The organism is Streptomyces sp. iso_384 (genome assembly GCF_056172905.1).
This window is the reverse complement of sequence record NZ_JBWBTT010000001.1, coordinates 6,761,233-6,787,201: the sequence shown is the minus strand read 5'-3', so window position 1 is coordinate 6,787,201 and position 25,969 is coordinate 6,761,233. Positions and strand designations below refer to the sequence as shown.

Annotated in this window: 23 protein-coding genes; 14 read left to right on the top strand and 9 right to left on the bottom strand. The window is 72.5% G+C overall.

Features of this window, described 5'->3' with window-relative positions:
* Positions 1-3 precede the first annotated feature (3 nt).
* From AC0VY3_RS30345 to AC0VY3_RS30320, 6 genes are all read right to left on the bottom strand, one after another.
* On the bottom strand, positions 4-606 hold the full coding sequence (locus AC0VY3_RS30345) for a hypothetical protein (protein ID WP_103509710.1): 603 nt from the start codon (positions 604-606) through the stop codon (positions 4-6).
* Between the two features lie 142 nt (positions 607-748).
* Positions 749-1,516 (bottom strand): succinate dehydrogenase iron-sulfur subunit, encoded by a 768-nt coding sequence (locus AC0VY3_RS30340; protein ID WP_103509709.1) that lies wholly within the window; start codon positions 1,514-1,516, stop codon positions 749-751.
* Complete coding sequence (gene sdhA, locus AC0VY3_RS30335) at positions 1,516-3,270, bottom strand: succinate dehydrogenase flavoprotein subunit (RefSeq protein ID WP_103509708.1); 1,755 nt, start codon at positions 3,268-3,270, stop codon at positions 1,516-1,518. Before sdhA ends, AC0VY3_RS30340 begins: the two co-directional genes overlap by 1 nt.
* A gap of 29 nt (positions 3,271-3,299) precedes the next feature.
* Positions 3,300-3,782 (bottom strand): succinate dehydrogenase hydrophobic membrane anchor subunit, encoded by a 483-nt coding sequence (locus AC0VY3_RS30330; protein ID WP_103509707.1) that lies wholly within the window; start codon positions 3,780-3,782, stop codon positions 3,300-3,302.
* A gap of 5 nt (positions 3,783-3,787) precedes the next feature.
* Entirely contained in the window at positions 3,788-4,168 is a 381-nt protein-coding gene (sdhC, locus tag AC0VY3_RS30325) for a succinate dehydrogenase, cytochrome b556 subunit (protein ID WP_073740310.1), read from the bottom strand.
* A gap of 200 nt (positions 4,169-4,368) precedes the next feature.
* On the bottom strand, positions 4,369-4,917 hold the full coding sequence (locus AC0VY3_RS30320; protein WP_242741424.1) for a 2-oxo-4-hydroxy-4-carboxy-5-ureidoimidazoline decarboxylase: 549 nt from the start codon (positions 4,915-4,917) through the stop codon (positions 4,369-4,371).
* Positions 4,918-5,378: 461 nt separating this feature from the next.
* Here AC0VY3_RS30320 and AC0VY3_RS30315 point away from each other — a divergent pair, with 461 nt between their 5' ends.
* The 6 genes from AC0VY3_RS30315 (at position 5,379) to AC0VY3_RS30290 (ending at position 11,785) form a co-directional block, all read left to right on the top strand.
* Positions 5,379-6,989: a family 20 glycosylhydrolase gene (locus tag AC0VY3_RS30315; RefSeq protein ID WP_475551049.1), complete on the top strand. Its 1,611-nt coding sequence runs from the start codon at positions 5,379-5,381 to the stop codon at positions 6,987-6,989.
* 159 nt (positions 6,990-7,148) lie between these two features.
* Positions 7,149-7,970, top strand: a complete 822-nt coding sequence (locus AC0VY3_RS30310) for a DUF4328 domain-containing protein (protein ID WP_475551048.1) — start codon at positions 7,149-7,151, stop codon at positions 7,968-7,970.
* A 119-nt stretch (positions 7,971-8,089) separates the two neighbouring features.
* On the top strand, positions 8,090-8,668 hold the full coding sequence (locus AC0VY3_RS30305) for a hypothetical protein (protein ID WP_103509704.1): 579 nt from the start codon (positions 8,090-8,092) through the stop codon (positions 8,666-8,668).
* A gap of 70 nt (positions 8,669-8,738) precedes the next feature.
* Positions 8,739-9,314 (top strand): hypothetical protein, encoded by a 576-nt coding sequence (locus AC0VY3_RS30300; RefSeq protein WP_475551047.1) that lies wholly within the window; start codon positions 8,739-8,741, stop codon positions 9,312-9,314.
* Positions 9,315-9,869: 555 nt separating this feature from the next.
* Positions 9,870-10,643 carry an RNA polymerase sigma factor gene (locus AC0VY3_RS30295; RefSeq protein WP_242741419.1) on the top strand — a complete coding sequence of 258 codons (774 nt, stop codon included), beginning with the start codon at positions 9,870-9,872 and terminating at the stop codon, positions 10,641-10,643.
* Positions 10,643-11,785, top strand: a complete 1,143-nt coding sequence (locus AC0VY3_RS30290; protein WP_103507150.1) for a hypothetical protein — start codon at positions 10,643-10,645, stop codon at positions 11,783-11,785. Before AC0VY3_RS30295 ends, AC0VY3_RS30290 begins: the two co-directional genes overlap by 1 nt.
* A 281-nt stretch (positions 11,786-12,066) precedes the next feature.
* On the opposite strand, the gene AC0VY3_RS30285 is transcribed toward AC0VY3_RS30290, so the two are convergent.
* The gene (locus AC0VY3_RS30285) at positions 12,067-13,146 is read right to left on the bottom strand and encodes a L,D-transpeptidase family protein (protein WP_475551046.1); all 1,080 of its coding nucleotides are present in this window, start codon (positions 13,144-13,146) and stop codon (positions 12,067-12,069) included.
* A 249-nt stretch (positions 13,147-13,395) separates the two neighbouring features.
* Here AC0VY3_RS30285 and leuE point away from each other — a divergent pair, with 249 nt between their 5' ends.
* The 7 genes from leuE (at position 13,396) to AC0VY3_RS30250 (ending at position 21,882) form a co-directional block, all read left to right on the top strand.
* Positions 13,396-14,061: a leucine efflux protein LeuE gene (gene leuE, locus AC0VY3_RS30280; RefSeq protein ID WP_030084585.1), complete on the top strand. Its 666-nt coding sequence runs from the start codon at positions 13,396-13,398 to the stop codon at positions 14,059-14,061.
* 226 nt (positions 14,062-14,287) lie between these two features.
* Positions 14,288-14,506: a hypothetical protein gene (locus AC0VY3_RS30275; RefSeq protein WP_475551045.1), complete on the top strand. Its 219-nt coding sequence runs from the start codon at positions 14,288-14,290 to the stop codon at positions 14,504-14,506.
* Positions 14,507-14,659: 153 nt separating this feature from the next.
* Positions 14,660-15,634, top strand: a complete 975-nt coding sequence (locus tag AC0VY3_RS30270) for a glycosyltransferase family 2 protein (protein ID WP_475551044.1) — start codon at positions 14,660-14,662, stop codon at positions 15,632-15,634.
* 3 nt (positions 15,635-15,637) lie between these two features.
* Complete coding sequence (locus AC0VY3_RS30265) at positions 15,638-17,047, top strand: polysialyltransferase family glycosyltransferase (RefSeq protein WP_475551043.1); 1,410 nt, start codon at positions 15,638-15,640, stop codon at positions 17,045-17,047.
* A gap of 61 nt (positions 17,048-17,108) precedes the next feature.
* Positions 17,109-18,446 (top strand): hypothetical protein, encoded by a 1,338-nt coding sequence (locus AC0VY3_RS30260; RefSeq protein ID WP_475551042.1) that lies wholly within the window; start codon positions 17,109-17,111, stop codon positions 18,444-18,446.
* Positions 18,443-20,785 carry a polysaccharide pyruvyl transferase family protein gene (locus tag AC0VY3_RS30255; protein ID WP_475551041.1) on the top strand — a complete coding sequence of 781 codons (2,343 nt, stop codon included), beginning with the start codon at positions 18,443-18,445 and terminating at the stop codon, positions 20,783-20,785. Before AC0VY3_RS30260 ends, AC0VY3_RS30255 begins: the two co-directional genes overlap by 4 nt.
* Positions 20,786-20,790: 5 nt before the next feature.
* On the top strand, positions 20,791-21,882 hold the full coding sequence (locus tag AC0VY3_RS30250; RefSeq protein WP_475551040.1) for an acyltransferase: 1,092 nt from the start codon (positions 20,791-20,793) through the stop codon (positions 21,880-21,882).
* A gap of 97 nt (positions 21,883-21,979) precedes the next feature.
* Here the strand turns inward: AC0VY3_RS30250 and AC0VY3_RS30245 are convergent, their stop codons facing one another.
* Both AC0VY3_RS30245 and AC0VY3_RS30240 read right to left on the bottom strand, forming a co-directional pair.
* Complete coding sequence (locus AC0VY3_RS30245; protein ID WP_475551039.1) at positions 21,980-23,368, bottom strand: polysialyltransferase family glycosyltransferase; 1,389 nt, start codon at positions 23,366-23,368, stop codon at positions 21,980-21,982.
* Entirely contained in the window at positions 23,365-24,345 is a 981-nt protein-coding gene (locus tag AC0VY3_RS30240; protein ID WP_103509272.1) for a glycosyltransferase family 2 protein, read from the bottom strand. Before AC0VY3_RS30240 ends, AC0VY3_RS30245 begins: the two co-directional genes overlap by 4 nt.
* Positions 24,346-24,553: 208 nt before the next feature.
* Here AC0VY3_RS30240 and AC0VY3_RS30235 point away from each other — a divergent pair, with 208 nt between their 5' ends.
* Positions 24,554-25,936 (top strand): DUF6716 putative glycosyltransferase, encoded by a 1,383-nt coding sequence (locus AC0VY3_RS30235; protein WP_103509262.1) that lies wholly within the window; start codon positions 24,554-24,556, stop codon positions 25,934-25,936.
* Positions 25,937-25,969: the final 33 nt, after the last annotated feature.

The window sequence follows — 25,969 nt, the reverse complement described above, 5'->3', positions numbered from 1 at the left end:
GACTCAGGCGCTCATGGAACGGGCCTGGTTGAGCTGGCCCATCACCGCGGGGAAGGTGTACGGGCCGACGGCCGGGATCATCGTGGAGTGGTGCCGGCCGCCGCTGGTGACCGTGACCTGGATGAAGCCGGTGGTCCGCTTCTCCTTCATCAGCAGGAACAGCAGCCCGATCAGGCAGAACAGCGCGAAGACGATCGCCAGCACGACCGCGTGCGTCGGGATCTTCTCCTCCGTGCGCGACATGTCCGTGGCCGTCCAGACCGCGCCCTTGAGCGGCATCGAGCCGGACGGGGTGACGATCGCGTCGCTCAGCACGGTGATGTCGCCGATCGCCAGCACCGGCACGCCGCCCTGGCCGGGCACGCCCTGCGGCACCGGAAGGTACTGGCCGGGCATCGTCGGCTGCGCCGCGTTGGGGTACCCGTAACCGGGTCCGGGCTGGGCCGCGGACTCCGGCAGCGGCTGCGGATAGCCGTACGCGGGCGTGGCGCCCGGCGCCGGATAGCCGTACGCCTGGCCGTCGGCGACGGTCGGCTGGTGACCCGGCTGCTGCTGGGGCGGGCCCCACTTGTACGCGTCGTCCGCGTACGGATTCGGCTCGCTCACGACGATCCCCGTTTCTCTTTCGGTCTTCAGCTCCGCTGAACCGTACCGCCCACGCGGCCGGGGCGCAGCAACAGACCCCGCTCCCGGCAGCGGTGAGGCTGCGGGAACGGGGCCTGTCGACGTAACAGGTGCTACGAGCGGGTCAGAAGCGACGCGTGATGAGCGCGCGCTTCACCTCCTGGATCGCCTTGGTGACCTCGATGCCACGCGGGCAGGCGTCCGTGCAGTTGAACGTGGTGCGGCAACGCCACACGCCGTCACGGTCGTTGAGGATCTCGAGCCGCTGCTCGCCGCCCTCGTCGCGCGAGTCGAAGATGAAGCGGTGCGCGTTGACGATCGCCGCCGGGCCGAAGTACTGGCCGTCGTTCCAGAACACCGGGCACGAGGACGTGCACGCGGCGCACAGGATGCACTTGGTGGTGTCGTCGAACCGCTCGCGGTCCTCGGCGGACTGCAGACGCTCGCGGGTCGGCTCGTTCCCCTTGGTGATGAGGAAGGGCATGACGTCGTGGTACGCCTGGAAGAACGGGTCCATGTCGACCACGAGGTCCTTGAGGACCGTGAGGCCCTTGATGGCCTCCACCATGATCGGCTTGTCCGGGTTGATGTCCTTGATCAGCGTCTTGCAGGCGAGCCTGTTCTTGCCGTTGATCCGCATCGCGTCGGAACCACAGATGCCGTGGGCGCAGGAACGGCGGAACGTCAGGGTTCCGTCGAGCTCCCACTTGATCTTGTGAAGGGCGTCGAGGACACGCTCCTTCGGGTCGATCTCGATCTGGAAGTCCTGCCAATGGACCTCGTCCGACACCTCGGGGTTGAAGCGGCGGATCCGGAACGTGGCCGTGATGAACGGCGAGTCGGCGAAGCCGGCCTCGGCGTTGCCGGTCTTGTCCAGGGTGGGGGTAGCCATCAGTACTTACGCTCCATCGGCTGGTAGCGGGTCGTCACGACCGGCTTGTAGTCGAGCCGGATCGACTCGGCGCCGTCGGCGGCCACCTCGCGGTACGCCATGGTGTGGCGCATGAAGTTGACGTCGTCGCGGTTGGGGTAGTCCTCGCGGTAGTGACCGCCGCGGGACTCCTTGCGGGCGAGCGCGGAGACCGCCATGACCTCGGCCAGGTCGAGCAGGTTGCCCAGCTCGATGGCCTCCAGCAGGTCGGTGTTGAACCGCTTGCCCTTGTCCTGGATGGACACGTCTCGGTAGCGCTCGCGCAACTCGGCGATCTTGGCGACCGCCGTCTTGATGGTCTGCTCGGTACGGAACACCATCACGTTGGCGTCCATGCACTCCTGCAGCTCCGTGCGCAGGTCGGCGACCCGCTCGGTGCCCGTCGAGTTGCGCAGCCGCTCGACCTGGTCCTGGACCAGCTGGGCCGGGTTCTCGGGAAGCTCGACGAAGTCGTTCTTCACGGAGTACTCGGCGGCGGCGATGCCCGAACGCCGTCCGAAGACGTTGATGTCGAGCAGCGAGTTGGTGCCGAGGCGGTTGGCGCCGTGCACCGAGACACAGGCGACCTCGCCGGCGGCGTACAGGCCCGGGACGACGGTGGTGTTGTCGGCCAGCACCTCGCCCTCGACGTTGGTCGGGATGCCGCCCATGGCGTAGTGCGCGGTCGGCTGGATCGGGATCGGGTCCGTGTAGGGCTCGATGCCGAGGTACGTCCGCGCGAACTCGGTGATGTCCGGGAGCTTGGCGTCCAGCTGCTCCGGCGGCAGGTGGGTGAGGTCCAGGTAGACGTGGTCACCGGCGGGACCGCAGCCGCGGCCCTCACGGATCTCCGTGTAGATGGAGCGGGACACGACGTCACGGGACGCGAGGTCCTTCATGACGGGCGCGTACTTCTCCATGAAGCGCTCGCCGTCCTTGTTGCGGAGGATGCCGCCCTCACCACGGGCGCCCTCCGTCAGCAGGATGCCCATGCGCCAGATGCCCGTCGGGTGGAACTGGAAGAACTCCATGTCCTCCAGCGGCAGACCGCGCCGGTAGCAGGCGGCCTGGCCGTCACCGGTCAGGGTGTGCGCGTTCGACGTCACCTTGAAGAACTTGCCGGTGCCGCCCGAGGCGTAGATGACCGACTTCGCCTGGAAGACGTGGATCTCGCCGGTCGCCAGCTCGTACGCGACGACGCCGGCGGACTTCTTGACCCCGTCGACCTCGGTGATCAGCTGGTCCAGGACGTAGAACTCGTTGAAGAACTCCACACCCTCCTTGACGCAGTTCTGGTACAGCGTCTGGAGGATCATGTGGCCGGTGCGGTCGCCCGAGTAGCAGGCGCGACGGACCGGGGCCTCACCATGGCTACGGGTGTGACCGCCGAAGCGGCGCTGGTCGATCTTGCCCTCGGGCGTGCGGCCGAACGGCAGGCCCATCTTCTCCAGGTCGAGGACGGCGTCGATGGCCTCCTTCGCGAGGATCTCGGCGGCGTCCTGGTCGACCAGGTAGTCGCCGCCCTTGATCGTGTCGAAGGTGTGCCACTCCCAGTTGTCCTCCTCCACGTTGGCCAGCGCGGCGGCCATGCCGCCCTGCGCGGCGCCCGTGTGGGAGCGGGTGGGGTAGAGCTTCGTCAGCACGGCGGTACGGCTGCGCTTGGTCGACTCGATGGCCGCGCGCATGCCGGCGCCGCCGGCGCCGACGATGACGGTGTCGTACTTGTGGATCTGCATGGTTTCCTCTGGTCCCTCTGTCCCGGCGCCTAGCGAATGTTCGGGTCGAAGGTGAAGATCACCAGCGTGCCCAGCAGGACGGTGAACACCGTGGCGGTGTACAGGAGCATCTTCAGCCAGAAGCGGGTGTTGTCCCGTTCGGCGTAGTCGTTGATGACCGTACGCAGGCCGTTGGCGCCGTGGAGCATGGCGAGCCACAGCATCGTCAGGTCCCAGACCTGCCAGAACGGCGAGGCCCAGCGGCCCGCCACGAAGGCGAAGCCGATCTTGGAGACGCCGCCGTCGAGCACCAGCTGGATCAGCAGGTGGCCGATGACGAGGACGGTCAGGACGATGCCCGACAGGCGCATGAAGAGCCAGGCGTACATCTCGAAGTTGGTGCGCGAACCCTTGGGCGTCTTGCCCGTGCGCTTGCGCGGGGGCTCGATCACCGGGGCCGGGTGGTCGACGTCGAACAGGCTCACGCCTTCGACGTCGCCGATCGCGGCTGCGGAAGAAGTCTCGCTGGACATGGGCCTCAGCTCCCGAAGACGTCGCGTACGGCGTGACCGAGGACGGGGTACAGGGCCCCGACCATCAGCACGATCCAGATGCCCACCACGGTCCAGAGCATCTGCTTCTGGAGTCGCGGGCCCTTGGCCCAGAAGTCCACGGCGATGATCCGGAGACCGTTCAGCGCGTGGAAGAGAATCGCGGCCACGAGGCCGTATTCGAGGAGCGCGACGATCGGCGTCTTGTACGTGGCCACGACATCGTCGTAGGCCTCGGGGGAGACGCGGACGAGAGCGGTGTCCAGGACATGTACGAACAGGAAGAAGAAAATGAGGACACCGGTGACTCGATGAGCCACCCAGGACCACATGCCTTCCCGGCCGCGGTACAGCGTTCCAGCCGGCACGGAAGAACCCTCCGGGAGCGGGGATTGGGGTCGGCCGGCTTGACTGTCGGTCTGACCCGGCCGGGTACGGTCCACCGGCCCCGGCCATCGTAGCGACGCATTGTCGGTTCGTTCGCGCCGGGGCCTCTGGTGTGATCAAAGTGGCAATCAAAGGGGCACGTACGGGCTAGAGCGCCCCGGTCGGCAGGCGCCCGCCGGACCTACCCTCCGAGGTCCGCGTTCACCAGCTCGACGATCCGGCTCCGGGCGAGTCGTCGCAGCTCCTCGGCGGTCACCGCCCGCTCCTCGTCCGGGTCGTGCGCCAGCCGGACCCGGATCCCGGCCAGCACCTGGTCCACGTGCTGGGAGGGCTGGTAGGCGTCCAGGCAGATCACGAAGGCGTGGCCGAACCTGCTCTCGTACGCCGCGTGCGCGGCCCGCAGCGCCAGATGGGCGGCGCGCGGGGCGTCGTGGTGCAGGCAGGGGGCCGGTTCCGCGGCCAGGGCCTCCGCGATGTCCCGGGGCGCGAGGTCGTAGCCCGCCTCGTCGGAGGCGGCCAGTAGGGAGCCGAGATCCGGGTAGGGGCGGTGGGCGGCCATCCGGTGGGCCCAGCGGAGACTTCCGCAGCACTCCAGGAAGGCCGCCTCGGCGGCGGCGAAGGGGAGGCTGTTGAAATGGGCCAGACCGACGGCATGATCAACCGACGGCGCGCCGGTGTGCGGCGCCTCCGGGCCGTCGGCCGGAACCGGGTGGCGCGGCTGCACGGGCACGGCCGACCGGCCGGCCGGGGGCGTGGATCGCTTCGGCAGGCCGGCGGGGGACTCGCTGGACCTGGACAGCGTGGACTCCTCGTATCAATTCGACGACATCCATGACATCGACGACATCTGTGACCCTGTGGCCCCGTGAAAGGCCCTCCGTTCCTGAAAGACCGGCCGGAGCGTCTTCAGGTTCCGCGGGGAGGGAGTGAAGGGAGAGACGAATGTGTCGCAACGCTAGCGAGACCGGTCGGCTGCCGTCCGAAGGGCCGGAGAAAAATCACCCGAACGGGAGAGTTTCGGAACGTGTGATGGACGTCTGACCTGCGCGGGTCTGGGGCCTGTCCGATCCCCCGGAGCCCCCGATGGGCGAGGCCACGGCAAAAATGCCAACCTTGCACCCTCGTCACCGTTTTCACCCGCTCTTCACCCGTTTCGCCCGTCTCTGCCCCTTCAATGGAGGAATCTGCCCGATGTCGCCCTCGCGTGGTGCCCTTGTCACCGGCGCGGCTGTCACGGCCGCAGCCGCCGTCGTCCTCACTGTCGTCGTCTGGCCGGAGGGGTCCGGCAGCGGACCGTCCGGCGACACCGCGTCGCCCTCCGGCACCTCCGCCGAGGCCGCCGCCCCGTCGCCCTCCCGCAGCTACCCGATGTCCGGCACGCCGAGTGTGATCCCCGCGGTCCGCGAGCACACGGCGGCGCGCGGACCGGGCTGGCAGCCGGGCAAGGACAGCACGGTCGTCATCGCCAAGGGCAGCCAGGTGCTCGCCGACGAGGCGGAGCTGCTCGCCAAGGAGCTGAAGATCCGCTACCGGGGCGCCGAACCGGCGCGGACCGGGGACGTCGAGCTGGCGCTCGGCGCCAAGGACGCGGGCCCCGCCGAGTCGTACACGCTCACCGTGCGCGACGCGAAGGTGAAGATCACCGCACCCGACGAATCGGGCGTCTTCTACGGCACCCGTACGCTCAAACAGTCGCTCAAGGCGGACGGCACGTTCCCCGAGGGCGTCGTCAACGACCGGCCGGACCGGCCGCAGCGCGGGCTCAACCTCGACATCGCGCGCAAGCACTACAGCGCGGAGTGGATAGAGGACCGCATACGCGAGATGGGCGACCTCAAGCTCAACCAGCTCGGCCTGCACTTCTCCGACGACCAGGCCTTCCGGATCGAGTCGAAGTCCCACCCCGAGGTGGTCTCCGACGAGGCCCTCACCCAGGACGAGGTCCGCCGTATCGTCGGCCTCGCCAACAGCCGGCACATCGAGGTCGTCCCCGAGATCGACTCGCCCGGACACCTCGGCGCGGTGCTGGCCGCCCACCCCGACCTCCAGCTGCGCAACACCGCGGGCGTCGAGTCGAAGGGGTCCATCGACATCTCCAAGCCGGCCGCGGCCAAGCTCATCGACGAACTCCTGGAGGAGTACACCGAGCTGTTCCCGGGCCGCTTCTGGCACCTCGGCGCGGACGAGTACCAGGCGCTGACCGTCCGGAACCCGGCCGCCTCCTACCCCCAGCTCCAGCGGGCCGCCGAGGAGAGGCACGGCGCGGGCGCCACCATCGAGGACCTGGCCACCAGCTGGCTGAACGACCGCGCGGACGTCGTCATCCCCAAGGGCCGGACCGCGAAGGCCTGGAACGACGGGCTGTTCCGTGGCACGAAGGTCAAGGCCGACGAGAACATCGAGATCGAGTACTGGACCGGCAAGGAGATCGGCGCCCGCCCGCCGCAGGAGTACCTCGCCGAGGGCTACAAGATGCTCAACCTCAACGACGAGTTCCTCTACTACGTGCTCGGCGAGCCCAACGAGTTCGTCTACCCGACCGGCGAGCGGATCTACGAGCAGTGGACCCCGATGGTCCTGCGCGGCACCGAACCCGTCGCCGACCGCTACTCGCCGCAGATCCTCGGTGGCCGGTTCGCGGTCTGGGGCGACCTGCCGAACGCGCAGACCACCCAGCAGGTGGCGAACGGCATCAGGATGCCGCTGGTGGCGACCTCGCAGAAGCTGTGGGACCCGCGCAAGCCCGCGCTGAGCTGGGCCCGGTTCCAGGAACTGGCGAAGCGGACCGGCAGCGCCGGGTGACCGTGAGCCGCCGCTGAAAGGGCTGTCCCTACCCTCGCCCACCTGCGAAGATGCGAGGCGGACAGCCCGGCAGTCGCCGGCCTGCGCACCGTCGGCCGCGCGCTCCTGGGGAGGGACGCGCGGCCGTGCACCGACACCGCGTCCTGGGGGGACTTCTTCATGCTCTGCACCCGTTGCCGTATCAGAACGGCCGTGACCGACGACGGCCTGTGCACCTTCTGCTCGGGCACCCGGCCCCCGCTGCCCGACGGCCTGCAGCCCCCGGCCGCCGGACCCGGGGGCTGGGGTGTCGGCACCTGGCCGCGTTCGCCGGTCGGCCTGTCCCGGGCGGTGACGGCGCTGCTCGGTGTGGTCATCGCCGCCGACCTGTTCGCCGTCGGCACCGGCCTGCGCGTGCGCGCCCTCTGGGACCGGCTGGCGACGGAAGGCGTCCTGGACGTCTACGGCAGCGACGGCGAGACGGCCGAGCGGCTGTACGGCATCGCGGCCCTCGCCCAGGGCGCGGTGTTCGTGGCCACCGCCGTCGTCTTCATCGTCTGGTTCCACCGGGCCCGCCGGAACGCCGAGATCTTCGACGCCGGGGTGCAGCGGATGGGGCCGGGCTGGGCGGTGGGCGGCTGGTTCGTCCCGGTCGCCAACTTCTGGTTCCCGTACCGCGTGGCGAGCGGCATCTGGGAGGCCAGCGCGCAGACCCGCGCGGACGGCGGCTGGCGCACGGTCCCCCGCACCCCGCTCAACCTCTGGTGGGCCGCGTGGGTCGCGACGCTCCTGGCCTCCCGCGTCACCGGGCGTCTGTGGGAGCGGGCCGGTGAGCCGGCGGAGATCGTGCGGGCGGCGGGCCTGGTGGCGGCCTCCGACGCGCTGGACGTCGTCGCCGCGGTGCTCGCGATCCTCTTCGTCCGCACGGTGACTCGGATGCAGGTCGAACGTGCCGCGCACGGCGTGATGCCCGCCACGGTGGTCCCGGGCGCCCACCGGTGACGGCCGCTGCCCGGTAGACGGCTGCTGCCCGATAGGCGGCTGCTCCGTGCCGACGATGGCTCCGAAGTGACGATTTTCAGCCATTCGGCGCAGTATCCGATAGACCGAGGGAGACGTCGATGAGTCTGTTGGAACTGATCGAACGAGCAGACGAGCGCGCACTGGCCGCCAGCGCCGTGGCCTGCCTGGACCGCTGCCTGCCGCTGCTCGCGGGACCGGACGCGGAGCCGCTGCGCCCGCTCTGGGCGAGCTGCGGGGACGGACAGGATTGGGCCATCCGGCTCGCGTCGGTACGGACGGCGATGGAGCACGCGCCGGTCCCCGACGGCCCGGCCGCGCTCGTACGGTCGATGCTCGGCGCCGCCCCCTCCGACTTCACCCCCGTACCGCTGCGGGAGTGGGCCGACGCCTGCTCGCTGGTCGCGCTGAGGGTCCACGGCCGGTTCGACGCCCCGGACAAGGACGTACCGCCGGACGGGGACCACCTGCTCAAGACGGCCCGCAGCGGCGGACCGGCCGCCGTGGGCCCGCTGGTCGCGGGGGAGCTGGAACGGCAGGTCCGCATCCTGGAGATCCTCGCGGAGACCACCGGCACGGCAGGCAGCGGCGCCGGCCTCCGCAAGGCGCTGGACCTGTCCACGGAGGGCCGCCGGGTGCTGCGCGCTGTGATGTCGCGTCGGGCGCGGGGGCGGGGCTGACGACAAGGGCCGAACGGCCGGGACGGGGGCTGTAGTGGAGCGCAGAGCGAACCGGAAGAAGGAGAGCCCCGTGCCGCCGGGCGCCGGGCGACGCCGTACGAGGAACGGGGTGGCCCTGGTCGCCGCGCTGCTCACGGGCCCGTTCGTCGCGCTGGGAGTGGCGGCGGCCGTGGGTACGCACCCAGCCGTCCCGCTGGTTCTCGGTGCGCTCGCCGGGCTCGTGGGCGTCGTCCTGATCGGCGATGTGCACGTGGGCCGGTCACCGGTCCATCTCTCCGGGACCCGGCTGACCGCGCGGACGCTGACCGGGGTACGAACCGTCGACCTCTCCACGGTCGAGCGGGTGCGGCTGCTGACGAGTTTCTCCCACGGCGGGGTCGCGGACCGGGTGCTGCTGGTACGCGACCGGGACGGAGTCTGCCTGGGCCTACGGGAGGCCACCGACCGGCGCAGGCTGTCCCGAGCCCTCGAAAACCGCTCGTCGCACGGCCCGCGGCCCCGCGTGAGCCGCGCCGCCCGGGTCCATCTCGGATTGAGCACCGACGGAATCGGCACGCACACCGCACTCAGCTGGCTCGCCACCGTGCTCGGCCTGTGCGGCTATGTCGGCGCGGTGGCCGTACTGGCGGAGCGGATCCCGGGCTAGGGCCTGTCGTCGAACTGCCGCCTGCCGGGCGACGCCTGGCACGCACGCTCGATGCGCCGCCCGGCCGCTCTTCGGGCGACGACGGCAGTTCGACGACAGGCCCTTTAGGGGTGTCCTGCCGATCAGGGCCGGGGCCGCGGTAGGCGGTCAGCACCGTGGCGATGAGCGGCAGCGGCGGGAACAGCGCCACGTACGCATGCGCGGATACGTCGGTCAGTCACGCGGAGGCCGGTCGAAGCCGCGGCCGACGGCCTCGCGAAGGCACCCGCCGGTGACGGCGCCCACGACGTGGACGCGGAGAAGAGGAGCGACGACCGGGGCCGCCACCCCCCACAGGAGAGGCCCCGGCCGTCTTCCACGGGGTCGCAGCACGACCCCGTACTCATCTCAGCGCCATGACTGCGTTTTCTGTCACACCGGAAGACGCCCGACGAATTGTTGCGGGTTGTACAAGTCATGGACGTGGCCCCCGCCGAGCACGTAGCGTGCTGGTTCGCGCAGGGTTGCGCAGCAGTTGACCAGCTGCGATTGAGGACGGCAGGGCGGGTTGAGGGAGTGCTGGGGGACGACGCGGAGCTGACTGCCGCGGTGCTCGCGGCGCAGGACGGGGACGAGGATGCCTTCCGTGCTGTGTACCGCGCGGTGCAGCCACGGTTGTTGGGCTACATACGGACATTGGTCGGGGAACCGGACGCCGAGGACGTGGCGTCCGAGGCGTGGCTGCAGATAGCGCGCGACCTCGACCGTTTCAGCGGTGACGCCGACCGGTTCCGCGGCTGGGCCGCGCGGATCGCGCGCAACCGCTCGCTGGACCATCTGCGGATGCGCAGCCGTCGTCCCGCGATCGGCGGCGACGAGACCGAGCTGACCGCACGCGCCGCCGAGTCCGACACCGCGGGTGACGCCATCGAGGCGCTCGACACCGACCGCACCATGTCCCTCATCGCCCAGCTGCCGCAGGACCAGGCCGAGGCCGTCGTCCTCCGTGTGGTCGTCGGGCTCGACGCGAAGAGCGCGGCGCAGACCCTGGGCAAGCGGCCCGGCGCCGTACGCACCGCCGCCCACCGCGGCCTCAAGCGACTGGCCGAACTCCTCGGCGCCGACGAGCAGCTCCCGGCGCCCCGGGCCGACAACGCGTTCACCTCGGACGGAACCCCGGCCGCCGGCCCGGCACAGGGGGCCGGAGGCGAGGCCGGTTCCGACGCGGGCGCAGGCGCCGGGCTCGGCGCCGTGCCCTCCCAGCGGCCCGGCCGGGGCGGCCCGGCGGCGCCCGCCGGGGTCACTCCCGGTGTGACGCATTCGCGACCGTGGACGCAGAAGGACATGTGATGGCCGACGAGCACTACGAGTGGCTTGACAAGGACGCGGCGGAGAGACTGCTCCGCGGCGAACCTGTCGTCCCCGTCGGCGACCAGGCCCGCACCGACGCCTTCCGGCTCGCCGAAGCGCTCGGCACGGCCCGCGGAGGACCGCGTGCCGCGGCAGGCGAACTTCCCGGCGAGGACGCCGTCCTCGCCGCGTTCCGGCAGGCCGGCCACGGCAACGGGGTGGACCGGCTCGCCGGCGGCGCCGCCGTCCCCGGACGCCCCGGCATCCTGCACGCCGTCCAGATCGGCTCCGCCCCCGACACCCCGGCCCGCCGCCCGCGCTGGAGCCGGCCGGTCCGCTTCGGCCTGGTCGCCTCGCTCGCGGGCTGTGCGCTCGGCGGGGTCGCGGTCGCCGCCGGTACGGGCGTGCTCACCGGAACCTTCGGCGGACAGGGCTCGCCCGCGCCCGCCAGCTCCGTATCGGCCGCCGTGACCCCCGGGCCGCTGACCTCCAGGGAACCCGCCGGTGACCCCTCGTCCCCGGCTGACCCGTCCCCGCCCGACGCACCGGAGGCGTCCTCCTCGCCCGAGACCCGCGAGTCCGGCGGATCCGAGGCGCCCGACGGAGCACGGACCGGCGACACCGGCCGGGAGTCCGGCGGCGACCGTTCGGGCACCCCGGACCGGCCGGGCGGCGACGGCCGCGAGGAGACCTCCGGCGGCGGCGACGGCCGGGACGAACGCCCCGGCGGATCCGGTGGCTCCGGTGACGGTACGGACTCCGGGAACTGGTACGAGAAGTCCGTCAAGGCCTGCAAGGCCTTCCGCAACGGCACCCTGGACGACCGGAGCCGACGCCAGCTGATCGAGTTCGCGAAGGGCGAGAAGAACCTGGAGCGCTTCTGCGACCGTCTCCTCGGCGGTAGCGGTGGCAGCGGCGGAAGCGGTGGCTCCGGCGGTGGCGGGGACGACGACGATGACGACGGTGGTCAGAGCGGACCGGGCGGCGGCGGCACGTTGCCGCCCGTCTCCTTCCATCCCGTACCGCGCTCCGGCTTCGCCCCGGAGCAGCCGGTGGAGACCGGGCCGGGCGCCGACGGGGCGGATGCCGGGGCCTCGCCGCTCCCGAAGAGCTCCGGCGCGGCCTCCGTGCTCGCCCGCTGACCTGCGGATTCAGAAAGCGTGTGCGGTCCGTGAACGGCCCGGTGAAGGGCTTGGCGAACGGCTCGGACAGCCAGGTGTGACGTTTTTCGGAGGCCGGGCGCAGTACAGAGTGAGCCGACTGGTCATCGGCCGCGCAACGAGCCGGGGTTCCCCCCGTACCTTCGGCTCAGCGCATCGGCGCGGGCGGGACACGTTCCCCCGGTCCCGCCCGCGCCCTCTCCCCGCCCCCGCTGATGACTTGCTCGCGCCGGATCACCGGCTCCGGGTCATCCGGTACCGGGTCACCAGGAGACGACGACCTTGTCGCCGTTCTTCACCTGGTCGAACAGCGCCGCGACCTTCTTCTTGTCCCGTACGTTGACGCAGCCGTGCGACGCGCCGCCGTAGCCGTTGGCCGCGAAGTCGGCGGAGTAGTGCACCGCCTGGCCGCCGCTGAAGAACAGGGCGTACGGCATCGGGGTGTCGTAGAGCGTCGACACATGGTCCCGGGACTTCCAGAACACCTCGAACACCCCCTCGCGGGTGGGCGTGTACTCCGAGCCGAAGCGCACGTCCATCGCGGAGACGACCTTGCCGTTGATCATCCACGCCAGCGTCCGGCTCTTCTTGCTGATGCACAGGACCCGGCCCTTCAGGCACCGTTCGTCCGGCGTGGCCACCGGGCGCTCGGTCGGCGGGTGCAGCTCGGCGGCCGTCGGCACCCGGGTCATGGCCAGCAGCCGCTGCCAGGTGACCTCGTCGGCGCTTCCGGTGACCGTCAGCCGCCGTTTGGCCTGGAAGGACCGTACGGCGTCGGCGGTGACGGAGCCGTAGTAGCCGGTGGGGTTGCGCCCGAAGTGGCCGATCTGGCGGAGCCTGGCCTGGAGTTCCCGCACCTGGTCGCTCTGGGATCCCGTACGCATCAGGACGCGCGGCGGCGGTGCGGTGCTCGGCTCGGGGGCGGGGCGGGCGGGCGCGGCGGTGGACGCCTTCGGGCTCGGGGGCGGGGTCGTGGGCGAGGCCGTGGGCGGTTTGGCGTCGTCGGTGGCGGAGGCCGTGGGGGAGGCGCTCGCGGTCGGCGCGGCGGCCTGTGTGGCCCGCACCGGCGGAGGCGCGTCCTGCGCCCCTGTGGCGGTCCCCGGTTCGCAAGCGGTCGCGAGGGCGGCCAGGGCGACGATCGATACGGCAGTGACGCGACGCGCCTGGGGTCGCCCGCCTCCGGGCCTCCGGGCCGGACCATGGGCCGACGTGGCCGACGTGGCCGACGTGGCCGACGTGGCCGGTCCCGATACGCCCGGTCCCGATATCGCTTCCTGCGCCCGCGCCCCCTCCACGCCGCCCCTCGCCCCTCGGCCGTCCCACCCGCTGTTCGTGTCCGCCATCGCTCGGTCCCCCCTGGCTCACCCGCCGGCCCGGTGCCTCCTGTACGGATGACGGATTCCCGTCCGGCCCGGTCACCGAATCCTCCGTCGGACCCGCGCCGCGCGTCCAGCCCCCCGAGGGTGCGCCCGGTGGATCATGGCCGGGTCCGGCCCGCCGGAGACGACTCTCTCCCACCAGGTGCCGAACCGCTGATTTCGCCTGGTGAAACCCCTGGACGGCGACCCGTACGGACGTGCGAGACTCCGTCCATGCTGGGTGTCACCGACCTTCCGACCTATCTCGCCGGCCTGGCGCTGATCGTTCTTCTGCCGGGGCCGAATTCGCTGTACGTGCTCTCCGTCGCGGCCCGACGCGGCGTGCGGACCGGCTATACCGCCGCCGCGGGCGTCTGGACCGGGGACACCGTCCTGATGACGCTCTCCGCGCTCGGCGCCGCGTCCCTGCTCCAGACCACGCCCCTGCTCTTCGCGATCGTCAAGTACGCGGGCGCGGGCTATCTGACCTGGATGGCCATCGGGATGCTGAGGGCTGCCGTGTCCCTGTGGCGCGAGCGGCACCGGCGTACCGCCGAACTGGTCGAGACGGCCGAGGCGCCCGAGGCCGCCGCCTCCATGGAGCGGCCCTACCGCCGGGCGCTGGTGGTCAGTCTGATCAACCCGAAGGCGATCCTGTTCCTGATCTCCTTCTTCGTCCAGTTCGTCGACCCGGGCTATGCCTACCCGGCCCTCTCCTTCCTGGTGCTGGGCACACTGCTCCAGCTCGCCAGCTTCGCGTACCTCTCGGTGCTGATCTTCGGCGGCACCCGTCTCGCCGCCGCCTTCCGCCGGCGTAAGCGGCTGTCGGCGGGGGCGACTTCGGCGGCGGGCGTCCTGTTCCTCGGGTTCGCCGCCAAGCTCTCGCTCAGCAGCGTGTAGCCGGAGGAACGGCCCGTTCCGTGGGTGGTCTCCAGCGGACGTGAGGTCAAGGCCCAGGGGTTCGGTCCGGCGTATGCGGCGAGCCCGGCCGGGTCCTCGCCCGCCCCGGTAGCCGCGTCCGCTCGCGCGATGGGACCAGCTCCACTTCCGCTTCCGCTTCGACGGCGTCGATGAATATGACGACCCCGCGGTGGACGCCTGCGCGGTCGACAAGGAGCGCGTGACGTTGGGGTGTCAGACGATCTCCTCGTCCCAGGCGTTCGGCCAGGCCGACGATCCCCGTACGGGCGACCAATGGCTCGACGTCGCGCACCCTGAGCAGGTCGACGCCGTGCTGCTGATCCCCAACGACCAGTCCTACGACCGGCGCACCTGCGAAGCGGACATCAAGGACGGTGGCGGGACGCATCCTCCGGAATCACCCAGCAGGGGCGACCGGCTGTAGCGAGGTCCGGTTCCGGCCGACCGGACCGCGCCGAACCGTGTGCCCGGTCATTTGGCGGACGCGCAGAGTTCACCCGCTGTCGTGGCAGGTGTCACCCGATCCTTCCGCCGTCTCACTACGTTGTCGGGACCATGATCGAAGGCGAGGGCGCGCGTGCCGAAACTGTCCGTTGTCGTACCGTTCCACAATGTCGCGGCCTACGCCCCGACCACGCTGGCCGGCCTGGCCCGCAACGCGGACCCGGACATCGAGTTCCTGCTGGTCGATGACGCGTCCACCGACGGCACGCAGGACATCGTCGATCACTGGGCCGAGCGGCTGCCGCGCGCCCGGGTGATCAGACACGGTACGAACGTCGGCATCGCGGCCGCCCGCAACAGCGGCATCGACGCCGCCGAGGGCGACTACCTCACCTTCCTCGACGGCGACGACTGGTACGCCCCCGGCCATCTCGTACGGATGCTGCGCGCCGCCCAGGACCTCGACTGCGACTTCGCCCGCACCGACCACGTCCAGTCCACCGGCACCACCCGTGTCGTGCGGCGCGCCCCCGCGCCGCTCCGCGACACCGTGCTCGACCCCCGCGACGGCATCGGGGTGCCCGAGCGCGAGACCATGGTCGACTACCCGTTCGTCTGGGCCGGGATCTACCACCGGCGGCTCTTCGCGGACGGCGCCCAGCGCTTCGCCACCGAACTGCGCACCGCCGAGGACCGGTTGTGGATCTGGCAGCTCCATCTGCGCGCCCGCACCTACGCGGCGCTCGGGCTGTACGGCATCTTCTACCGGCGCGGGGTCACCACCTCCCTGACCCAGATCAAGGACGCCCGACAGCTCGACTTCTTCGCCTCCTACGACACCCTGCTCGACGAGCTGCGCGCCGACCGGGAAGCGGACATCCTGCTGCCGAAGGCCGTCCGTACCTACTGCGCGATGATCGCCTTCCACAACGAGAAGGCCGACGACTACGAGCCCGCCACCGCCCGCCGGCTGCGCGCCGAGTCCACCGCCGCGCTGGGCCGGATGCCGCAGGACGTGCTCGACCGCACCCTGACGATGATCGACGACAGGCGCGGCACGCTGCTCAGCCGTCTGCGCACCAAGCAGACCAAGCAGAAGGCCGCCTGACCGATGACCGCACCCGAGCCCGTGACCACGCCTGTACGTACGCCCCCGCGCACCCAGATCTTCCAGGTCTCCACCCTGTACGGCGCGGCCACCCTCGCCGCCGCGCTCGACGCCGGACAGTTCGGCCGGGCCACCGACAGCCACCGCATCCTGCTGGTCTCCAACAACGCGGCCGTCCCCGAAACCGCCCTCCGCCTGGAGGAGATGCGCGGTTACGGCCCCCTCGCCGCCCGCTTCGACGCCGTCGTCGACTGGAACGAGGCGATCAGCCCGCACCACCCCAGCGGCTGGGGCCCGCGCTCCGAGGAGACCGTCCTGTGGCAGCGGGCCTTCCGCCTCGCCTGGGACATCGCGCCCGACGCCCCCGTCGACCTGGCCGTCGAGTCCATCCAGGTCAACCCGGCCCGCGCACTCGCCGCGATCTTCTCCGAGAGCGCCGTGCACGTCTACGCCGACGGCCTGATGAGCTACGGCCCCACCCGCAACCGGCTGCCCCAGTCCATCGCCTGCCGCATCCGGCGCGTCCTCCACCTCGACCTGGTCACCGGAGTGCGCCCGCTCCTCCTCGCGGAGGCCGGCGTCGAACCCGAACTCGTCCCCGACGACGCCTTCCGCGCCGTCCTCTCCGAGATCGCCGCCGCGGCCGAGGGCGACAAGGGGCTCGCCGCCGCCGAGGCCGCCGCCCCCACCGCGATGCTGCTCGGCCAGTACCTCGCCGCCCTCACCATCCTCACCCCGGAGGAGGAAGAGGACCTGCACATCAGGATGTTGCGCGGAGCCGCCCGCGCCGGGCACACCTCCATCCTCTTCAAGCCCCACCCCACCGCCCCGGCCCGCTACTCCCGCGCCCTGGACGAGGCCGCCGCCGAACTCGGCGTACGGCTCACCACACTGGACGGCCCGCTGCTCGCCGAGACGCTGTACGAGCGGTGCGCGCCCACCCTTGTCGTCGGCTGCTTCTCCACCGCGATGTTCACCGCCGCCGCCTACTACGGCATCCCCGTCGCCCGCGTCGGCACCCGGCTGGTCCTCGACCGCATCACCCCGTACGAGAACAGCAACCGCGTCCCGCTGACGATCACCGACCACCTCGTGCCCGACCTGGACGAGCTGCCCGCCCTGGACGGCCCGGACGCGCAGGGCGCCGGGGGCGTTCCCCGTCTGCCGCGCACCGCGCCGGACAGCCTCGCCCCGCTGCTGCGGACCGTCGGCTACTGCATGCAGGCCAAGCTCCACCCCGGGCTGCGCCCCGACGCCGAGGAATGGCTGCGGGAGCACCTCGACCCCACCACCCAGCACTACTTCAAGCGCCGCCGCCTGCAGAGCCTCACCCTGCCCGGCGGCGGCCCCCGGGGAGCGGCGGTCCGGCTGCGCCGCACCGTACGGCGCACCCGCAGCACCCTGGGCCTCTGACCAGGGGCCGGGGCAACGAACCCCGGCGCCGGCGTCCGACTCACAGAACGGCGGAACGAGCATGGGCCAGACCCTCACCGGGCTGCTCACGTCAGTACGGGCGATAGCGGGGCGGCCGGGAACGCCGCCCCGGGCGCGCCCCGGCGGCGGACCGGACCCGGCGCTCCTGGCCGCCCTGCGGCTCTGCGGCGACCACCTCGCCGCCCTCGCCGCCTCCGGGCCCCTCACCGACGCCCGCCGCACCCGGCTCATCGCGTCGATCGGCGCCCTGACCACCGCGTGCTCCACGCCGGGCGCCGACGCGTTCGACGCGCTGCTGCGGACCGGACAGCAGGCCCTGGACAGCGGGGGCGAAGCCGGGGCCCGCCTCGCCCTGGCCCTCGCCGACGAGGCCACCGCCCTGCGCGGCCGTTCCAAGGGCGCCTGGCGGCTGCGCGGCAACGCCCTGGACGCGCTCGGCCGGCGCGAGGAAGCGATCACGGCGTACGAACGTCACCTCGCGCTCCAGCAGAACGCCGCCGCCTCGCGCGACGTCGAACGCCGCATCGCCACCCTCCGCGCCGCGGGCGACCGCATCGACGAGGCGCTGGCGCTGGTCGGGGACGGAGACGGGGATGGTGCCGGGGCCGTCCGCCTCTCCCGCCATCTGCCCGCCGCCGAGGCCCGCGCCGCCTTCACCGACCTGGTCCGCCGCCGTACCGCCGAACTCGGCACCGACGACCCGGCCGTACGCCGGCTCGCCGCGCTCTACACCGAGCACCGCCGGCTCTCGGACCACGACCCGATGTCCGACCCGCTCCTCGGCGGGGCCGAGCTCATCGGCGTACCCGGTCTGCGCCGGCTCGTCGCGGGCCGGACGGTGTGCCTGGTCGCCGACACGCCGCGCACCGCCGAGCAGGAGCAACGGCCCGGCAGCGCTGCGGCCGCCCTGATCGATGGCTACGACCTCGTCGTACGCTGCGACACCCCGCGCCATGCCGCCCCCACCGCCCGCACCGACCTGCACGCCTGCACCCTGCGCGGCGACACCCCGTGGAAGGGCCCCCGCTGGGACCGGCGGGCGGGCATCCGGCTGGTCTTCGGCGACCCGCTCCCGCACTGGCGGCTCGCCCTGCGCGGCCGGCTCGTCCCCGGTGCGCAGGACCGCGTCGGCGACGCCTCGCTGCGCCGCCCGCTGCACGATCCGGCGCTGCTCGGCGAGACGGCCGACGGCGAAGGGCACGCGAGCACCGCGTACACCGTGCTGCGGCTCCTCGACTTCCTGGGCACGCCCGCCCGGGTGGACCTCATCGGGTTCGAAGGACCGGCGGCCCTCTCCCCGCGTGAGCGGGAGTGGATCGGGGCACGCACCGCGCATCCGGACGAGGCCGCAGGCGCAGTGAGGATCACCCTGAGATGACGACGCACGACTCCACCCCCGTGGCCGGGTCCGCATCCGCCGACGACCGCCGCACCGTCACTGGGAAACGGCGGATCGCCTTCGCCGTGTACGTCGCCGACGCGGACGAACTGCCCGGCCTCCGGGCCCTCCTGCGCAGCCTCGCGCTGAGCGACCCGGGCCTCTGCGAGGACGTCGTCGTCCTGCATCCCGGCCTGCCGGACACCGACTTCGACGCCGCCCGCCGGCTGCACCCCCGGCTGGTCCCGCGCACCGCCGCCGGGCACCACGAGGTGTTCGGCCTCGACGGGTACGACACCGTGGTCGCCCTCGCCCCCGCCATGGTCGTCCTCGGCCCGCTCGACGCCCTGCTGAAGCTCCGTACGGGCGTGGCCGCCGTACCGCGCCCCGGCCCCGACGGCACCCCGGACCCGCACGGCGGCGTCCCCGACGACGGCCTGCTGGTGATCCAGCACCAGGACCTCGACCGGCCCGTACCGCCCGCAGCCGCGCGGGACATCCCGGAGAGCCTCCTCGTACCCCTGGACGCCCGGTACGACTTCCGGGCGCTGCGGCTCCGCGACGACCTTGCCGTCCCCGAGGACGTCGTCGTCCTGAACTTCGCCGGTACGCCCTCATCGTGTACCGGACCCGCCCACGCCGCGCGGGACCGCTTCGACCTGGACGACGAGGCGTTCCGGGCCGCCTACCTCGCCCTCCCCGGCCCCAAGCACCCCGATCTGCTGCTGCACCTCGCGCTCCCGTTCCCCGACGTACGCCGGGCGCCGATCGACCTGGTCCGGCAGATCGCCGAGATCCACCGGGGGCGCGGCCGGCACGACGAGGCCGTGGCGCTGCTGGGCGAGGCCGTCGTGGGCCGCCCCGATCTGCCGCGCTGCCACGAGACGCTCGGCGTCTGCCTGATGGCGCTGTCCCGGTACGAGGAGGCCGAGACGCATCTGCTGCTGGCCACCGCCTCACCGGACTTCGCCCCCCGCGCATTCGGTCAACTCGCCCGGCTCGCCTGGCTGCTGGGCCGCACCGAGGACGCCCACGGCTATGCGCTCGCAGGGCTGGAAGCCGACCCCACCGACGCCAACTGCCGTGCCTGGTACACCCGTACGACCGCATCGGTCATCCCGGACCGGCCCTCGGCAGGCGCCCCGCCCGGTGAACAGCTGGCCCATGTCGCCCTGTTCGCCGACGGTGAGGAGAACGCGGGCGACAAGGTGCTGCCCGAAGCGGTCCGCAGCTGCTTCACCGCCGACACCGGCCCGGACCGCTGGCACCAGCAGCACGCGCACCTGCTGGTCGACGAGGCCGGCCTCGAACGTCTCAACGCCCGGCGGGCGGTGATCGTGGGCGGCGGCGGACTCTTCCTCCCCGACACCGCGCCCAACGGCAACAGCGGCTGGCAGTGGAACATCCCCGACGACGTGCTCGCCCGGATCACCGCACCCCTGGCGGTCTTCGCCGTCGGCTACAACGTCTTCGACGGCCAGCGCTACCGCCGCGAACGGTTCGCCGCCTCGCTGCGGGCCCTGGTCGAGCGGTCCGCGTTCTTCGGGCTGCGCAACCACGGCTCCGTCGCCCGGGTCCGGGAACTGCTGCCCGCCTCCCTCCGCGAGAAGGTCCGCTACCAGCCCTGCCCCACCACCGTCGCCCGCCACCTCGATCCCCGCCTCGCCGAACCGGCGGCTCGCGAGGACACCGTGCTGATCAACTGCGCCTACGACCGGGCCGGACTCCGCTTCGGCCACGACTACGGACACTTCCTGGCGGAGATGGCCGCCGCGATCAGAGCCGTCTCGGCCGCCGCGGAGGTCCGTTACGCCGCGCACATGCCCGCCGACGAACGCTTCGTCGACGATCTGCGCCGGGAGCACGGCCTCACCCTCCCCGTGGAGCCGCTGTATCTGCTCTCCAACGACGAGATCCGCGACCTCTACCGGCGCACCCGGCTGGTGATCGGGATGCGCGGGCACGCCGGGATGATCCCGTTCGGCTGCGGCACCCCCGTCATCAGCCTGGTCTCGCATCCCAAACTGGCCTACTTCCTCGCCGACATCGACCGGCCCGACTGGGGCGTCTCCGTCCACGAACGGGCCCTCGGCGCCCGGCTCGCGGAGCGGGCCCAGGCGGTGCTGGCGGACCATGCGGCGGCGGTGGCCGACGTCCACGACCGGCAGCGGGCGCTGTGGTCGGTGACCCGGGACAACCTCGCCCGGCTGCGTGAACTCACCGGTCTCCCGGACCCGTTCGGTGATCCGGGCACAGGTCCCGTGGTTCCCGCGCCCCGGTCCGCCGCCGACGAGGACCGCGCCGCCCCCTCCGTTCGTACCGCCCCGCCCACCCTCTGAGAGTCATGTCCACCACACCCCCCGCCTCCGCCCCCGTACCCGCTGCGGTTCCGACGGCTCCGGAGGCGACGCGTCCCGTCCGCGAGCACCGCTACGACATCGACCTGATCCGGCTTCTCTGCTCGGTCGCCGTGATCGGCCTCCACACCGGTTCGGCGTTCGTGAACACGGTGGGCCGGACGGCGTCGCAGGGGTCCGGCACCTACTGGGCCGGGCTGGTCGCCGACTCCGCGGGCCGCTTCGCCGTGCCGCTCTTCTTCGCCATCGCCGGCTGGGTGGTCCTGGCCGGGGCCCCGCCGAAGGACGGCGCGCGGCTGCGGCAGCGGATCGTGCGGATCGTGGTGCCGCTCGCCGTCTGGACCGCGCTCTACCTGGCCTGGGGCAAGCTGCGCGACACCAACGACGACCCGCTCCGCCAACTCGCCCTGGACTCCGCCTTCGCCTCGGTCCGCCCGGCCTACCACCTCTGGTACCTGTACGCCTACCTCCCCGTGATCATGGTCCTGGGCCTGGTCGTGCTGGTCCGGGCGGGCAGGCGGCCGTGGGGGCTCGGCGCGGTCCTGCTGGTCCTGGCCGCCGCGCCGTCGTTCCTCGGCGACCTGGCCGAGGCCACCGGCCGCGAACTGCCCCGCTTCGGCTGGGCGTTCGCCCCGTACCAGCTGATCTACGCGGTGCTCGGGGCGCTGCTGCTCGCCGCCCCGGCCGGTACGTTCGGCCGACGGCGGTGGCCGTGGCTGCTGCTCGCGGCGGGCGGGCTGGCGGGGGTGATCGCGTACCAGCACGAGGTGCACTACGCGATCCCGTACGCCCACGTCCTGGTGGGCCTGTTCAGCTGCGGAGTCCTGGTCTCGCTGCACGGCCTGCGCGTCCCGGAGCGGATGAGGCCCACGCTGACCCGGCTGGCCGAAGCGTCGTTCGGGGCCTACCTCGTGCACGTACTCGTCCTCGGCGTCCTCGACGACGCCTTCGTCCGGGCGGACCTGAGCGGCGCGGCCGCCGGAGCCCTGGTCATCGGTATCACGGCGGCCACGACGGCGCTGTCGTTCGGCGCGGCCATGCTGTGGGGCCGCGCGGGGGCGAGCAAGGTGCTGGGCTGAACACCCCGCAGACCCTTGCCGCCACCGGCCACCGGCACCCGGCCACCGGCACCCGCCTGCCGGCCTGCCCGCGCCGCCTGCAGCCCCCCGCCTCTCCTCAGCTCCCGCCCCTCCGCAGCGCCCGGGCCCGTCGGGCCACCCGGCGCAGGGCAGGGTTGCCGCGGAGGAACGCCAGCCGCGCCGGGACCACCCCGGGAAGCGCGAGCGAGGCCAGGCGGCGGCGCTTGAAGTAGCGCCAGGTGCGGCCGTCCAGGTGCGCGGACAGAAAGCGTTCGGCGGCCGGGCGCAGATCGGGGCGCACCTTCGGCCGCATCGCGAAGCCGACGGCCGCCAGCAGACCGTCCACCTCATCCGCGCGGCCCGGCGTCTGCGCGGCGACCGCCTCCGCGTCGTCGAGAGCGGGCAGCACGGCGTCGGCGAGCGTCGCCGGTATCCGCTCGGCGTTCTCGTACGGCGTCAGGCGCTCCAGGAGCAGCCCCGTGCCGACCGTCGCCACCGGGAGCCCGTGGAACCGGGCCGCCCCGAACAGCGCGGCCGAGGTGCAGCCGACGACCAGCGCGGGCCGTAGCCGGTGCAGCAGCACATCGGCCGGAACGGGCCGCGTGGTGTCGAGCACGGTCAGTCCGACGCCCAGCCGGTCCGCCTCGGCGAGCAGCGCCGCCGGGCTCTCCCACGGCGCGTACGGGTCCGGCGCGAACACCAGCCGGGTGTGACCGAGGGCCGCGGCCCCGCGCACCATCTCCAGCCGCAGCCCCGCCTCCTCGGCCGCCGGGATCAGCCCGGACCCGGCGAGATCCTGCCCGAGCAGCAACGCGGGCGCCTCGAACGCGGGAAGCCTCGGCAGCTCCACGTCCGGCAGCTCCAGGGCCGGGCCGACCGCGCCGGACAACTCGTCGTCCAGGTACGCCAGTTCGCCCATCACCTTGGTGATCGCCCCGACCGGAACGGTCTGCGGCTCCACCCCGTACTCACCCAGCAGCAGCGGGCGCACCCCGGGGACCAGGTCCGGATGGAGCAGCCGCCGCACCCGGGTCCCGGCCGGCGGCGGGAGCTTCTCGCCGGTCGGGCCGTAGCCGCCGGGCCCCTCGGCGTACACATCGACCGGCACCCCGGCGAAGACCTGGGTGAGGGCCCGGGCGGGCCCGGCGTGCGGGGAGTCCACGACCAGCTCCAGCGGCTCCTCGCCGAGACCCCAGGCCCGCCGGAAGTGACGCTCCCACAGCGGGGCGTCGTCGGCCCGGGGCAGCCAGCCGTCCGGGTGGAAGGGGAAGATCGCGTCGTTCCACGAGAGCACCTCGTCGAACCGGGCGCGCAGCCGCTCGAAGCCGATCGTCTCCGAGACACCGGCTTCGGTCTCCGGCGCCGGTCCGGTCCGGGACAGCAGCAGGATCCGGCGGTCGGGCTCGGTGAAGCAGCACGCGTCGATCGCCGCGGCGAGCAGCACCGTCGCGGCGGGTGAGGAGGCGTGGAAGATCCGGATGGTCATGCGGCCGAGGCCCCCTTCGCGGCCGGGCGGCGGCGCAGCCTGCGCACCCGGGTCGCCCGTGTCACGTCCATGGAGTCGAGAGCCTCGTCCAGCAGTTTCTGCGGCAGGCGTCCGAGGGCCGCCGCGCCGCGCGACTTCAGTTCGCGGGCCACGGCCGGTTCGAATTTGTCGAGATCGCCCAGATGGTGGGCGATGACCGCGCAGTACGTACGTACGGCCTTCGGCAGAAACATCTCCGCCTCGCGGTCCGTGGCCGTATCGGCGATCACCTGGTCGAAAGCTCGCAGGAAATCGAGCTGGCGGACGTCACCGATCTGGGTCAGGGACGTGGCGACGCCCCGCCGGTAGAAATGGCCGAGCAGACCGAGGACGGCGAAGGATTCCGCCTCCCGGTGCAGCCGCCAGATCCACGGCCGGTCCTCGGCGGTGCGCAGCCCGTCGGTGAAGTGCAGCAGCCCCCGGTCCAGCAGCCGCCGGTGGTAGAGGCCCGCCCAGGCGAACGCGTAGTCCACCGACGTGGTGCGGTGGGCGGGCAGGATCGCGGACCGGGGGTCGCTCACCACGCCGTGCGGCCCGTGCGGAACCCGGCGTACGGTCCGCGAACTGCCGTTCACCTGGACGTGGTCGGTGCGCACGAAGTCGCAGCCCAGCGCTTCGGTGCGGGCCAGCAGCCGGGCGTAGTGGCCGGGGGCCAGCCAGTCGTCGCCGTCCAGGAAGGCGATGTACTCGCCGCGGGCGGCGTCCAGACCGGTGTTGCGCGCGGTCGCCAGACCACCGTTCACCTCGTGCCGCAGCAGTACGGCCCCGGGAATCCCGGCGGCGGCCCGGTCCAGCAGTTCCCGCGTCCCGTCGGTCGAACAGTCGTCGACGAGAAGGAACTCGACGTCCTCGCGGGCGTTGGCCCGCAGACTTCTGAGGGTGTCGGGCGCGTAGGTCTGCACGTTGAAGAACGGCACGATGACGGAGAGCTTAACCACGCACATCACCTTAGGTGCGGCCTCGGGCCCTTCCTTTTCGGTAATGCGCCCAGCAGGTGAACAACGTCCGTCGTCCAGGTGAATCACCTTTTCAGGAGCGGGAATTGAGGGTGTATTCGGGGCCGCCCCCCAATCGTCGGCTCGCTGTTAACCATCTGTTGCCATCGCGTTGGGCCGCGCATCGAAATGCCTTCCTAGCTTCTAGGACGTGCCCCCACGTACCAGCAATGAGGCCGAACCGGCCGAAACGCCCGCCGCACCCCGACCGGCGCTGCGGGTCGCCGTCCTCGCCGACTCCGACACCCGGTGGAAATGGGGCGCGCTCACCGCGCGCCGCCTGACCGCCGGAGCGGACGGACCGGACGCGCGGCCCGTCGAGGTCAGCGGGCTGCTGCTGCGCGGCCGGGCCACCCCGACGCCCCGCCAGCTCGCGGAGGTCGGCGAGGTCGGGATCGACGCCGAGCGGGTCCGCGAGGTCACCGCCGTCGAGTTCCTGCACACCGTGCGCGAGGAGGGGTACGACCTTCTCGTCCTCGCCCTCGTCGGCGGCGGCGTCCAGGCCATGCTGCACGGACTGGCCGCCCTGGACCTGCCGCGCCGGCCCGTCATCGTCACCGGGTACGTCGGGGTCGTCTACGAGAAGCTCGCGGACGGGCTGCTGCTCCGCCACGGGGCGGACGTCGTCCTCGCCAACTCGGCCCACGACGCGGGGCGTTTCCGCGCGGTGTACGAGGGGGTGGGCGCCGACGCCTCGGCCGTCACGGAGGCCGCGCTGCCCTTCCTCGGCGGAGCCCCGTACCGCCCCGAAGAGGGCCGCGACACCGTGGTCTTCGCCGCCCAGCCCTCCGTACCGGCCTCCCGCGCCGACCGTACGTATCTGCTCCGCCGGCTCGTCGAGCACGCCCGGCTGCACCCGCGCCGCGAGGTGCTGCTGAAGCTGCGCTCCAAGCCCGGCGAGCACACCACGCACATCGAGGAACTGCCCTACCAGAAGCTCGCCCAGAGGCTGCCCGGCGGGCTGCCGCCCAACTTCCGCCTGGTGTACGGGCACATGGGCGAGGTCCTGGACCGCACCGACCTCCTGGTGACCGTCTCCTCGACCGCCGCGCTGGAGTCCCTGCACCGCCGCATCCCGACCGCGATCCTCACCGACCTCGGCGTACGGGAGACCCTCGGCAACCACCACTTCGTCGGCTCCGGGCTCCTCACCTCCTGGGACAAGCTCGACGGCGGGATCCGGCCCCGGCCGGACGCGGAGTGGGTGGCCGGGCAGGGCGTCGCCGCCGACGGCTCGTACGGCACCGCCTACGACACCGCCCGCGCCAAGGTCACCGCCCTGCTCGACGACGGCCGACTCCCGCCGCTCGCCCCGTACTACACCCCCGTCACCGCCCCCGGGTACCTCCCCGGCATCCTCGCCCGCCACCACCTGGCCCCCGACGGCACGCCCCTGCCCGGCGCGGCCGCACCGCAGGAGACGGGCCGGGTCCGGGGCGCGGTGCGCGAAACCGTCCGCAACGCGGCGCGCGGCGCCTACCGCCAGGGCGTCCAGCGCGTCGCCCCGGTGATCCGCCGGATGGGGGAGCTGTGACCACTCCAGCGGCCTCGACCACCTCAGGAACCG